Below are 12854 nucleotides of genomic sequence, written 5' to 3' on the forward strand. Positions count from 1 at the left end.
CACAACGTCACCATGAAAGAAACCTTTACAGAATATACCAGGCACTACGCTAAGGATATTCCCGCCTCATTAGTTGTTTTCCTCGTTGCCCTGCCTTTGTGCCTGGGTATTGCGCTGGCTTCCGGCGCCCCTTTATTTTCCGGGCTTATCACTGGTATTATTGCCGGTATTGTGGTGGGCGCACTCAGCCAATCGCATACCAGTGTAAGCGGGCCGGCTGCCGGGCTGACCGTTATTGTTTTTAGTGCCATTGCCGAACTCGGCAGCTTTGAGCTGTTCCTGCTGGCGGTGGTCCTGGGCGGAGTTTTCCAATTGATTCTAGGGTTAGTCAAGGCGGGTATCATCGGGCTCTATTTCCCTTCTTCCGTCATTAAAGGCATGCTCGCCGCGATCGGCCTTATTCTCATCCTCAAACAGCTGCCTCACTTCCTGGGCGTTGATATGGAAGCCTTTGGTGAGATGGCTTTTGCCGATAAGGAAGGTGGCAACACTTTTACCCATTTCTTCTATGCCTTGCAGCACATTCACCCCGGCGCGGCCATTATCGGTTTTGTTTCTCTGGGGCTGATGATCCTCTGGGAGCGCCCATTTATCAAGCAACATAGCATCTTGGGGCTGTTCCCCGGCGCGCTGATAGCTGTACTTTCCGGCGTAGGGCTGCACCTGGCCTACATCGGTGCTTATCCGGCCTGGACACCGGAATCGCAAATGCTTGTGACCTTGCCCAATATCAACAGCATCGCCTCTTTGCAAAAGGCGCTGGCCTTCCCGGACTGGACCGGCATTCTGAACCCGGTGGTTTGGAAGACCGCTGCCGTTATCGCCATCGTGGCCAGCCTGGAGACCTTGCTGAGTATCGAAGCGGTAGACAAACTGGACCCGCACAAGCGGCATTCTCCCAAAAATGCAGAACTGCGCGCGCAGGGCATTGGCAACATCATCGCCGGTATGATTGGTGGCTTGCCGATGACAAGCGTAATTGTACGGTCTTCTGCTAATGTGGCTTCCGGTGGGGAGACAAAAATGTCAGCCGTCTATCACGGCTTATTGCTTTTGGGCAGTGTGCTGCTTATTCCCGGCTTGATGGGCTACATCCCACTGGCGTCTCTGGCAGCGGTGCTGATTTTTGTTGGTTTTAAGCTTTCCAAACCCAGCCTCTACCGGCAGCAATTCAAAATTGGTTATAACCAGTTCATGCCGTTCATCATTACCATTATCGCTATCCTTTTGACAGACCTGCTAGTCGGTATTTCCATTGGTATGGTAGTGGGCGTGTTCTTCATTCTTCGTGCGAATTACAGAACACCTTACCACTACGATGACGAAGAAGTAGTCAACGGGCAGCCCGGCAAACGGATCAAGATTACCCTGAGCGAGCACGTTTCCTTCATCAATAAGGCCAGCCTTCAGACTACCCTCGATCACCTGCCTGATGGCGCAATCGTCACCATAGATGGCTACCGGACTACCGCCATAGACCCGGATGCGCTGGAGCTTATTTATGACTTTGTGATTAATGCCCCGGAGCGTAATATAAAAGTGACGCTGCAAAATTGCCCGCACATTGAGGGCATGACGGTGGAGGAGCATTAGTGACCTGAGGAGGGTACGCCCGGTGAGGCTGTCTCGCCCGGCGCACTCACCGTCCGACGTAGTCAAAACGGAGTTGAGACCTTCGCCGGGCGTGCTGACCATGAGACTCAGAAAAAAGCACACCGGGTGAATGCCCCTCCAACGGCTTAGCTTAGGGCACCCGGTGAGGCCATCGCCGGGCGCACTCACCTTCGCCCGGCGTACTGCCCCGGCAAACGCAGCACACCGGGTGAATGCCCAGGCAACGGCTTGGCTTAGTACACCCGGTGAGCTTATTCCCAATTAACCTTCACCCCTCCTCCCCGGCAACAAGCCCCGCACCAGGGTATTCAGCAGCAAAAGAGCTGCCCCAAACAGGGCAATGCGCGCAATCAAATCGCCCCAAAGAACGTAGAAGGTCACGCGGTCGCTGAACAGGATGTCCTGCCGGATAGCCGCCGCCTCATCGTAACGCGTAGGCTGCAGGATGTCCCCCCGCTGATTGATGAAGGCGGAAATGCCCGAATTGGCGGAACGGGCGATGCTGCGGCGGGTTTCAATGGCCCGCAGGGAGGCGAAGTAGAGGTGTTGGCGATGCCCGGCGGTATGGTCCCACCATCCGTCGTTGGTCATGATGAAGATGGCCTGGGCACCTTTTCGGATATAGCCGTTGACGTACTCGCCAAAAATGGATTCGTAACAGATAGCCGGGGCAACCTTACCGCTGCCACTGCTCAGTACCGAGCGCTCGGGCTGTGTGCCTACGCCTGCCGTAGTCCCTTCCAGTTGTTCCACCAGAGGCTCCAGAAAAAACAACGCCTCCTTAAAGGGGAAAATTTCAGGCCCGGGCACCAGCTTGGACTTACGGTAGAGCGGGACTTCTTCCTTTCCAATTTCCAGTTGGACAGCGGCATTGAGCACTTCGTACCTCAGGGTATCACCATTGCGGCGAACCTGCTCCCGGACATTTGGGCTCAGGGGCTCTCCTTCCTGAAAAACATGGTAGCCATCAATGCCGGTGATGAGCTTCAGCCCTTCAAAACCGCTCAGCTCATTGCGGATGCGGCGCACCGCCGGGTATCGGTTGATCTTTTGGTCATCAACCAGCCCGAAGCTCGTCTCCGGGTAAACCAGGTAGTCAGTCTCAGGGCGGACGACCGATTTGGACAACTCCAGGAAACGGCCAACCTGCTCTTCCTCAGACAGGCTGAACTTGACGTAGTGCGGCTCAAAATTGGGCTGGACAACGGCAACTTCCCGGGGCTCGCCTTCGGGCGTGAAGGTGGTGTACCATACCAAAGAAACCACCATAGGCACTACGACAAGCGCCCCCAGCTGCAGCAGCGGCTTCCGGTAGCTTTCCTTCGCCTGGTACTTATTCCAGATGCTCAGGCCCAGCACATTCGCAACCCATATCCACAGGCTGCCGCCAAAAACACCGGTATAGCTATACCATTGCAGCAGGCTAGGGTATTCTGCGAAGCTGTTGCCCAGCGTAAGCCACGGCCAGGTCAGCTCCCAGTTGAGATGGATGTACTCGAAAGTCAGCCAGTAGCAGATCAAAGCGGCGTACCTCAGCCCGGGCATGACCCAGCGCGTCGTGTGGAACAAAAGCACCGGGATGGTCATCAGCAGGGCATTGACCCAAATGGCGAAAATCCCCGCTGCGAAGGCCGTATTCGCCACCCAGTAGGTCGCGATGACATTCCACAGCACAAAAGTATGGTAGGTGTATTTGAAGACCGTCCAGCGGCGGGCTTTTCCGGCTTGTTCGCTCACTTCATTTTCCACGATGAGCAGGGGCACAAAGCCGATCAGCATCAGCCAGGGCACCGGAAGTAAATCCGGGAACCCCACGCCCAGCAGCACCCCACTCAGGGTAGACAAGCCCAGCCATCGCCAGCGGTCGTTGCGGAGCCACTTGATGCCCAGCACTAAAGCCCCCCATCCGGAGAGGAAGGCCAGCAGTGGTCGGTAGCCCCAAAGCTGTCCCATGCCCCCTCGTTCCACCATATCGATACCGGCGTAGGCGCACAGCAGCGCGAATACAATAAGCAAAGTCAGGTGCAAGGGCTTCTTCATGGATGAATTGCGAATTGAGTTGCTGCAAGTTTAAGGAAAAAAGCGCAGGAATCGGGTGCCGGGCTCAAAGGCTTAACCGTTTGTTGACATTGCTGAAATCACTTGAGCAGTGCGGACTGCAACCGCTCCCGCTCCGGGGAAAAATCGGCCCGGGGCAAATGAACTTCCAGCTGCGCTATTCGCTGCAACTGCTGCCGCACAAAAGCCTGATGTGCTGCCGAAGCTGGAAACAGGGGGCGGTGCTCACTGGCACGCACGATGGCTTCCACGACATCGAGCTGTTCCTGGGTCTTCTCCTCAAAGGCTACAGAGGCGAAGCAGGACCAGATGTAATCCACCGCCTCCTCAGAGGGGTGCACAAAGTCCGTCTTGTAAAACCGGTAGTCGCGCAGTTCGTCCATCATCAATTCGTAGGAAGGGAAGTAGTGGACATATTCAGCTTCCGCCAGTGCTTCCGCAGCAAGCAAGAGGGCCGCCTTGCTCCGCTGATTCTCCACCACCCCATCCCGGATGTGCCGTACCGGGCTGACGGTCAGCACTACCTCCAGTCCGGGCCGGTGGGCTTTGCAGGCTGCAAGTACCGGTTGCAGCGCGTCCACAATCGCTTTTGGCGAAAGCCGGTACTTCCGAAAAGCATGAGCGGGTACTTTATGACAGTTGGCCACCATCTGCCCGGAGGCCCGGTGCTCGTAAACAAAAGCGGTGCCCAGGGTAATGATCAGACGGTCCATGCCTGCAACCGCTCTTTTCAGTTCCTCCGCAGCCGACTGCATCTGCCGGGCCGCCGCTTCACGTTCCGGATGCCCCAGCACCCCGTGAAAATCAAAATGCTGCCAGATGCCCTGACTTTCAATCAAATCGTCTCCAGCAAAGGTTACTTCTCCGAGCCCATACTGCAATGCCCTGCTGAGGGCCAGCGGGTTATACTGAATGCCCAAAGGGTTGAGGGCAACGGGAAGCTTGAGGCGCTGCAGGCGGCTCCCCACTGCTTCGACAAAACAGGACCCCAATCCCACAGCAGGCGAAGAGTACCCGAAAGCCGGAAGAGAATCCGGCAGCGGCACTTTGAGCCTTAATGGTTGCGATTGAGGGTGCTTTTTAGGCATCTATTTAGTGGTAATGATTTAAAAGTAGTATTTTCCGCTTCGAAATCAGGCGCAATTTAAAGATATTCACCCGGAAAGCCCGGGCTCCTTAATTTTCAGATTTCAATATGGGATTACTCGACCGCCTTTTCAGGAATGCTGTACAACACACGGAACAACCGTCCATACGCTTCGGCCGGTATACGGATTCCTATAAGGCGCCCTCCCGATATGACGCCTGGGACCGCGCGCAGGACCTCTTTGAAGAAGAACAGTTTCTGGAAAGCTACAAGCATTTTCTCCTCTACCTCCGGGATGACGAGGAGGACAACGTGCACTGGAAGGAAGTACCCGGCGGGCTGGAATTTGAGCTGTATCAGGGGTCCAAAAAGCTGACGGGCAAAGCCACGCCCCACAAAATCCGGGTGCAGGCGCCAGTCGTTAAAGCCGAGTCCTTCAACATAGGCGTACTGCGCCGCCTGCTCGAGCAAAACTTCGACCTGAAGTACTGCCGTTTCACCCTCGACCCGGAAGGCAATATCGTCATCGTTTTCGACACCTACACCCTCGACGGCTCGCCTTACAAACTCTACTACGCCCTGCGCGAAGCCGCCATCAAAGCCGACAAGCAGGACGATCTTCTGATCGAAGAATTCCGGAACCTGCAACCGGTGGAAATCACCCACCTGAAGGAACTCCCACAGGAAGAAAAAGAAGCGAAGTACCGCTACATCAAACAGGCCATCGGCGGAGTGATGCAGGAAGTGGAGCACGGGGCGCTCGATTGCAAACGCTACGCAAGCAGCTACGGCTACCTCCTCCTCGACCTGATTTTCCGCCTCGACTACCTGATCAAGCCCGAGGGCTTTATGATGGAAACCCTGGAGCAGCTCCACCGGAAATACTACGAAAACGACGGGAAAAATACCGCTGGCAAAAACGAAGACCTCTGCAAGGGGCTTAAAGCACTGGCCGAGCGCCCGGCTGAGGATTTCTACCGGGAAATGTACCGGGGCTGCAGCACCTTCGGCATCACGCATACCGTCAACCACGACCGCGTGGTCTCCATCATCAACGGGGAGCTGTACCACATGGACTGGTACCTGGAAAACGGGCACGAGCGCATGGCGATGGCCATTCCTGGCTACATCGTTGGCTTCTGCCTGTTCAACTACGCCGTGCCTAAGCCCGACCGCGACCTTTTCCACCTGTATTATCAGATTACTGAGCCGGCCTACTTCGGCGACCTCGGCTTCACCGTAAAGTACCTGGACGATAGCACCCAACAGCCCGACAAGCGTGCCATCCGCCGGGCCATTAACAAGATTGTGGATGAGAACAAGGGCAGCTTTCCCAACTTCTCCTTCCCCACCGGCTCCCTGGACTTCAGCAGCCTGCCCCGCTTTGCCCGTTCTTACCTGACGATTATGAAGTCGCTCAACCTGGTTAAGGCTTTATAAAGGATTATTTTTAATCATTTCCGGCATTTCAACGTTACACCATTGAATTAACACCTAGATGAAATGCCCTGCACACGCTACACCTTTTTCCTCATTCTGCTAAGCATCCCCTATTTTGCCCTTGCCCAATCTGCTATTCCCCTAACCGGACAGCTACAGGAAGCCAGTTCCGAAAAGAGTCTGCCCTTTGCCACCGTGGGCCTGTATGCCTTGCCAGACAGCAATATGGTGACCAATGCCCTTACGGAAACGGATGGCCGCTTTTTGCTGGAAGCCCAACCCGGCAACTACTACGCCCTGTTTCAATACGTGGGCTATGAGGACCGCTACCTGAGCCCGATTAAAGTGCAGGCAGGACAGGACACGCTCAGGCTGGGCAAGGTGGAAATGTCCACTGATGCCATTGCCCTGCAGGAAGTGGAGGTCCGTGCCGAGCGCAGCCAAATGGAATTCAAGCTCGACAAGCGGGTCTTTAATGTAGGCAAAGACCTGACCAATGCCGGCAATAATGCTGCCGATATCCTCGACAACGTTCCATCCGTAAGTGTGGACCCGGAAGGCAACGTCAGCCTGAGGGGGAGTCAGGGGGTGCGCATCCTCATCAATGGCCAACCTTCCGGCTTGCTGAGTGCCGGAGATACGGAGGCTTTGCAGCGCATGCAGGGCGACATGATCGAGCGGGTGGAAGTCATCACCAACCCTTCCGCCCGGTACGAAGCCGAGGGGGAAGCCGGTATCATTAACATCATCCTCAAAAAGGAGGAGAAAAAAGGCTTCAACGGCTCCTTTGGCCTCACGGCCGGGCAGCCTGCCAATTACGGCGCCTCCTACAACCTCAACTACCGCAGGCGGGCGTTCAACTTTTTCTCCAACTTCGGGCTGGATTACCGGCGGGCGCCGGGCGGCGGCAATGCAACACAGCGCTTTTTTGAGAATGGCGAACTGACCAACTTCTTCACCAGCGAAACCAGCCAAAACCGGGGCGGGCTCGGCGGCTATCTGCAGATGGGGACCGACTACAACTTCAATGAGCGCAATACCCTCACTGCGGCCCTGCTCTACCGCACAGGAGAAGATGACAACCGTGCTACCGTCACCTTCCGCGACTTTGACCCGGCGGGCAATCTGCTCAACACCACAGTCCGCCGTACCGAAGAGGCAGAGGAAGAGCACAACCTGGAAGCCACCCTCAACTACGAACGGCAGTACGACAACCCCGATCAGAAATGGACCTTTAATTTCAAGTATATTCTGGACGATGATACCGAGCTGGCCGACTACCGGCAGACGGATGAAGAATCGACTATGCCACTCTTGCAGCGTTCCAGCAATACTGAGGACGAAATCAATATGCTGCTGCAGACCGATTACATCTACCCTATTAGCGAAAGCACCAAAGTCGAAGGCGGGCTGCGGGCTGCTTTTCGTACCGTGAACAACGATTTCTTTGTGGAAGAAGAAGGAGCAGATGGGGTCTACACGCCCCTGCCCGACTTCAATGACGAGCTGGAATACACGGAGGATATCTACGCTGCCTATGCCATCGGCGGGCATGAATTTGGGCCCTACAGCGTGCAAGTGGGGTTGCGTGCGGAACTTTCTGACATCACTGCGGCCCTGCTCCGATCCGGCGAATCCAACGACCAGGACTACCTGAGCTTTTTCCCGAGTGCCTCTCTGTCTTATTCCGTTACCGAGAAGGATCAGTTGCAGGCCAGCTACAGCCGCCGGCTGAGCCGCCCTTATTTCCGGCGCCTCCTCCCCTTCTCCAATTACAACAACCCACGCAACAACAACATAGGCAACCCCAACCTGCGCCCGGAATTCACCAATTCCTTTGAAGCCGGTTACCTGCGCTATCTGAAGAACGGCACTTTTTTGACGAGCCTTTACTACCGCCGGACCACAGGTGTGATTGAACGCCTGACGCTCCCTGCGGATGACGGAACGGCAATTATTTACCCCGTCAACCTGGCTGTGCGCGATGCCTTCGGGCTGGAGCTCAACCTCAGCGTGCAACCTACCGAATGGTGGGACATTACCGGCGATGTGAACCTCTTCCGGGCTATCATTGAGGGCAGCTTTGAAGGTACTGACTACAGCGCAGACACCTACACGATGAGTGGGCAGATTAACTCCAAGGTCAAACCCACCGACCGCTGGCAGGTGCAGGTGTCATTCGACTATACGGCACCACAGCGTACGCCACAGGGGCGGCGTTTATCCATTTACATGCTCGATATCGCCGCCTCCCTGGATGTCCTGGACAACCGGGGCACCGTCACGCTTTCCGGGCGCGACCTCTTCAATACCCGTCAGCGGCGCTCTGAAGTCGATCTTCCCAACTACGAAGAAGAATCGGTCTTCCAATGGCGGCGCACGCAAAGTGTTATCCTCGCCTTCAACTACCGGCTCAATCAGGAGAAGCGGCAGGAAAGACGGCAATAAGGACTGCCGTCAACCAAGGCGTACGAACAAACGTTATACTGACGATTAAGTGGTTTGCCACAGCAAACCTGCTCAATGTCAGCATTTACGCTGAGAAGTGGCTTGCGCTTGCCCTGACAAGCTAGGCTTCGTCAGTGGTCGATGTCGCAAATCCAAGATCCCAGACGATGAATGTCTGGACTGTAAGCCCGACATTTATCGTTCCCCGTGCTGGCCGTTAGCGCCAGTAGGTGACCACTTCGTATTGCGTATAGTATTTCAAAGTCCTAACCATTATGACCACAGCAACCAAAACTGATGACATCTGGGCCGTCCTGGAAGCGGTAACCGACCCGGAAATACCGGTACTGACCGTCACCGATCTGGGCATTATCCGTGATGTGAAGCTTAAGGAGGATAGCGGCGTGGAAGTGATTATCACCCCGACCTACTCCGGCTGCCCGGCCATGAATACCATTGAGATCAACATCCGCGCGGTCCTTCAGGAGCATGGCTACGACAACGTCACCGTCACTACTGTGCTGCACCCCGCCTGGACCACCGACTGGATGACCGAAGCCGGCCGCCGAAAGCTGAAAGCGTACGGCATCGCGCCCCCCGTGGACGGTACAGCAGATAAAGGCACCCTTTTTGCCGAACAGCCCAAAGTGGAATGCCCGCAGTGCGGTTCCGTAAATACGGAGCTGGTGAGCCAATTCGGGTCTACCGCCTGTAAGTCGCTCTACCGCTGCCTGGATTGCCGGGAGCCGTTCGACTACTTTAAATGCCATTAAAAAACCCTTTACCTTTACCGAAAAACCAACCCAATGGACACCATTCTATATGAGAGACGAGGTGCCGTAGCGCACATTACCCTCAACCGCCCCGACAAATACAATAGCTTTAACCGTGAGATGGCGCTGGCCATGCAGGGCGTGCTGGACGAGTGCAAAGCGGACGAATCCATCCGTGCCATTTACCTCATAGGTGCAGGCAAAGCGTTTAGTGCCGGTCAGGACCTGGGCGAAATTGTTGCGGACGACGGCCCGGAACTTACGACCATTCTTACGGAGCACTACAATCCTATCGTGACCCGGCTGCGGGCTATTGAGAAGCCTATCGTTGCCGCCGTCAATGGTGTGGCAGCCGGGGCAGGTGCTAATATTGCGCTGGCGTGTGATATTGTAGTCGCCGCAGAGTCGGCGAGTTTTATTCAGGCGTTCAGCAAAATCGGGCTCATCCCGGACAGCGGGGGAACCTACACCCTGCCCCGCCTGATCGGATACCAAAAGGCAGCCGCACTTATGATGCTGGGCGACAAAGTACCCGCTGTGGAAGCCGAGCGCATCGGCATGATTTACAACTTCTTCCCGGACGAGGAATTCGAAGAAAAGAGCTGGGCAATTGCCGAAAAGTTATCCCAAATGCCGACCATAGGCCTCGGCCTGACCAAGCGCGCCCTCAATTATGCCCTCGATAACGACCTGGAACGGCAACTAGCCATCGAAGATCAATTACAGTCTACTGCCGGGCAGACCGAGGACTACGCCGAAGGGGTGCAGGCCTTTCTGGAAAAGCGCAAACCCGTTTTCAAAGGGCAGTAAATGCTGGTTGGCACAACAATACTTAGCAGACGAACAATTGTTTGTTCATATCTCTTCAAAAAAAGAGGAGTTGTTTTGCAAAACCCGCAAACGAACAATTGTTAGCCCAGTAAAAATGCAATAAACCCAACAAAATTTAAAAAAATTCGCATTTCACTTTGCGGAATGCCGAATTAATCCCTAGGTTTGTATCATAACAATAAGCAATGGAACGCAACTACCGCAACTATTTTTTTAGCTTTTACTTTTATGCCGGAGCATAAGGGCTGCTAAATTTTGCGGATCGCGAAAAGATATTTAGGAGCCCTGTACAATCAGGGCTTCTTTTTTTTCGGGAATAACCAAATCAAAACCACATGTACAGTCCCAAAGCGGCGTATTACTTTTTTTACTTTTTCTTTTTTGGCTATCCACCAAAGGGGCTGCCGTTGAGTGCATGTGCATAAGCATAAGAACGAAACGAAAGCCCCGCCCGAAAGCGGGGCTTTTTTATTGGTATAACAATTCATAAACCATGACCAAGACACAGGCCGGCTATGCTGCCGGCGACACCACCTCCACCCCACTGCGGGTCAGTATTCAGGGCTACGCAGGCGCTTTTCACGAAGTGGCTGCCCGCCATTGCTTTCAAAATCAGCCCCTGGAAATTGTACCCGCGCATACCTTTGAAGACCTGGTGGGCATGGTGGAAGCGCAGGAAGAAGCAGATATTGGCCTAATGGCTATCGAGAACACCCTGGCAGGAAGCATTATGCGCAACTACACCCTGCTGCAGCAGTCGGGCTTGCATATTACCGGAGAGGTCTTTCTGCGCATCAAGCAGAACCTGATGGCTTTGCCTGGTGTACAAATCGAATCGCTGCGGGAGGTGCATTCTCATCCCATGGCCATCGCGCAGTGCCGGGAATTTTTTGCAATGTACCCAAATATCAGATTAGTGGAAACGGCAGACACCGCCCTCAGCGCCCGGGAGATCAGTGAAAATGGCTGGTCGCACATTGGTGCCATCGCCAGTACCCTCGCCGCCGAAATGTATGGGCTTGAAATTATCGCGCCAGGCATTGAAACCAATAAAAAGAACCACACCCGGTTTTTGGTGCTGGAGAAAGGCACGCCTAAGCTGGATGCCGCTCTGGAAAAAGTATCCATTTCTTTCGCGACCGATCACGAAGTGGGGAGCCTGTACAAGGCCCTTGCTGTAATGGCCGCCTACAACGTCAACCTGACCAAAATACAGTCGGCCCCCATCATCGGGCATCCCTGGGAATATCAGTTTTACGTCGACTTCGTGGTGCAGGGCAAAGTGGGGCACGAACAGGCCCTTGATGCCATCCGGCCACTGACCCGCAACCTGCAGGTGCACGGCGTTTATGCCTGCGGAGAGCATTACGAGTACTAAAGTATTCCTCTAAAAAAAACCTTTACCAGAATCTCATTTTGCAATGACCAAATCAGTAGCCAAATCCGACATGATCATACAACCTGCCAGCCGCCTGGGAGAGGTTAAGGAGTACTACTTCTCGACCAAACTCCGGGAGATTGCGCAAATGCGCGCCGAGGGCAAGCCTGTCCTCAATCTGGGCATTGGCAGCCCCGATTTACCACCCAGCCATGAAGTGATCGACACGCTGACCGATGCCGTTCTTCATAATGACGTCCACGGCTACCAAAGCTATATGGGCATCCCCGAGCTGCGGGCGGCTTTCGCCGAATGGTATGAAAAGTGGTTTGGCGCCAGCCTTGACCCGGAAGGGGAAATCCTGCCACTTATGGGCTCCAAGGAAGGCCTGATGCACATCGCTATGGCTTTTCTCGAAAGTGGAGATGAAGTGCTTGTGCCCAACCCCGGCTATCCGGCCTACCGGGCAGTCTCCAATCTGACCGGAGCCACCATCCGGGAATACAAGCTGGAGCCGGAACGCGGTTGGCTGCCGGACATGGAAGCCCTGGAAAGCACCGACCTGAGCCGGGTAAAAATCATGTGGCTCAACTACCCGAATATGCCGACCGGGACAGCAGCGGATTTGTCTTTTCTGGAAAGTATCGTGGCCTTTGCCCACCGCCACCGCATCCTGATTGTCAATGACAACCCCTACTCTTTCATACTGAATGAACAGCAGCACAGCATTCTGAGCATTCCGGGAGCAAAGGACGTAGCCGTGGAACTCAACAGCCTCAGCAAGGGGCACAATATGGCAGGATGGCGCATTGGCATGCTCGCTGGCCGGGCCGATTACCTTAAGGTGGTGCTGCGCTTCAAGAGCAACATGGACTCTGGCATGTTCAAGCCGGTGCAGCTGGCTGCAGCACAGGCTTTGAAGAGCCCTCTGTCCTGGTACAAGCGGCTGAATGGCGTCTATGCCGAACGGCGGGAAACAGTTTTTCAGCTCTTTGATGCGCTGGACTGCAAATACGACCCGAAGCAGGTGGGCATGTTTGTCTGGGCTAAAATCCCGGATCAGTATGCCGATGCTTATGAACTGGCAGACGAGGTGCTGTACCAGCACAACGTATTCATCACCCCGGGCGGTATCTTCGGTTCTCAGGGCGACCGGTACCTGCGGATTTCGCTTTGTAGTGACGGCGCACTTTATGAAGAAGCCATGCGTAGGGTAAAAAGGTAA

Annotated in this window: 9 protein-coding genes; 7 read left to right on the plus strand and 2 right to left on the minus strand. The window is 54.8% G+C overall.

Going from position 1 to position 12854, the window contains the following annotated elements:
- The first annotated feature begins 12 nt into the window (after positions 1-12).
- The gene (locus ACO08I_RS09645) at positions 13-1593 is read left to right on the plus strand and encodes a SulP family inorganic anion transporter (RefSeq protein WP_282776698.1); all 1581 of its coding nucleotides are present in this window, start codon (positions 13-15) and stop codon (positions 1591-1593) included.
- 282 nt (positions 1594-1875) lie between these two features.
- On the opposite strand, the gene lnt is transcribed toward ACO08I_RS09645, so the two are convergent.
- Positions 1876-3654 carry an apolipoprotein N-acyltransferase gene (lnt, locus tag ACO08I_RS09650; protein ID WP_421949195.1) on the minus strand — a complete coding sequence of 593 codons (1779 nt, stop codon included), beginning with the start codon at positions 3652-3654 and terminating at the stop codon, positions 1876-1878.
- Between the two features lie 98 nt (positions 3655-3752).
- Entirely contained in the window at positions 3753-4760 is a 1008-nt protein-coding gene (locus ACO08I_RS09655) for a GSCFA domain-containing protein (protein WP_421949196.1), read from the minus strand.
- Between the two features lie 107 nt (positions 4761-4867).
- On the opposite strand from ACO08I_RS09655, the gene ACO08I_RS09660 reads away from it, so the two are divergent.
- The 6 genes from ACO08I_RS09660 to ACO08I_RS09685 all read left to right on the plus strand — a co-directional run bounded on the left by ACO08I_RS09660 (position 4868) and on the right by ACO08I_RS09685 (position 12854).
- Positions 4868-6199: a hypothetical protein gene (locus tag ACO08I_RS09660; protein WP_421949197.1), complete on the plus strand. Its 1332-nt coding sequence runs from the start codon at positions 4868-4870 to the stop codon at positions 6197-6199.
- A gap of 63 nt (positions 6200-6262) precedes the next feature.
- Complete coding sequence (locus ACO08I_RS09665; protein WP_421949198.1) at positions 6263-8647, plus strand: TonB-dependent receptor domain-containing protein; 2385 nt, start codon at positions 6263-6265, stop codon at positions 8645-8647.
- A 275-nt stretch (positions 8648-8922) separates the two neighbouring features.
- Entirely contained in the window at positions 8923-9420 is a 498-nt protein-coding gene (paaD, locus tag ACO08I_RS09670) for a 1,2-phenylacetyl-CoA epoxidase subunit PaaD (RefSeq protein WP_421949199.1), read from the plus strand.
- 33 nt (positions 9421-9453) lie between these two features.
- A complete protein-coding gene (locus ACO08I_RS09675) occupies positions 9454-10230 on the plus strand; it encodes an enoyl-CoA hydratase-related protein (protein WP_421949200.1) in 777 nt (258 codons plus the stop codon).
- 514 nt (positions 10231-10744) lie between these two features.
- Positions 10745-11629: a prephenate dehydratase gene (locus ACO08I_RS09680; protein ID WP_282776677.1), complete on the plus strand. Its 885-nt coding sequence runs from the start codon at positions 10745-10747 to the stop codon at positions 11627-11629.
- Positions 11630-11672: 43 nt separating this feature from the next.
- On the plus strand, positions 11673-12854 hold the full coding sequence (locus ACO08I_RS09685) for a pyridoxal phosphate-dependent aminotransferase (RefSeq protein WP_421949201.1): 1182 nt from the start codon (positions 11673-11675) through the stop codon (positions 12852-12854).

It is taken from the genome of Phaeodactylibacter xiamenensis (genome assembly GCF_965229835.1).
Lineage (GTDB): Bacteria > Bacteroidota > Bacteroidia > Chitinophagales > Saprospiraceae > Phaeodactylibacter > Phaeodactylibacter xiamenensis.

Coding starts and splice junctions, on each gene's coding strand:
- ACO08I_RS09665 (WP_421949198.1), top strand. CDS start 6,263: ATGCCCTGCACACGCTACACCTTTTTCCTCATTCTGCTAAGCATCCCC.
- ACO08I_RS09655 (WP_421949196.1), bottom strand. CDS start 4,760: ATGCCTAAAAAGCACCCTCAATCGCAACCATTAAGGCTCAAAGTGCCG.
- ACO08I_RS09645 (WP_282776698.1), top strand. CDS start 13: ATGAAAGAAACCTTTACAGAATATACCAGGCACTACGCTAAGGATATT.
- paaD (WP_421949199.1), top strand. CDS start 8,923: ATGACCACAGCAACCAAAACTGATGACATCTGGGCCGTCCTGGAAGCG.
- ACO08I_RS09660 (WP_421949197.1), top strand. CDS start 4,868: ATGGGATTACTCGACCGCCTTTTCAGGAATGCTGTACAACACACGGAA.
- ACO08I_RS09675 (WP_421949200.1), top strand. CDS start 9,454: ATGGACACCATTCTATATGAGAGACGAGGTGCCGTAGCGCACATTACC.
- lnt (WP_421949195.1), bottom strand. CDS start 3,654: ATGAAGAAGCCCTTGCACCTGACTTTGCTTATTGTATTCGCGCTGCTG.
- ACO08I_RS09685 (WP_421949201.1), top strand. CDS start 11,673: ATGACCAAATCAGTAGCCAAATCCGACATGATCATACAACCTGCCAGC.
- ACO08I_RS09680 (WP_282776677.1), top strand. CDS start 10,745: ATGACCAAGACACAGGCCGGCTATGCTGCCGGCGACACCACCTCCACC.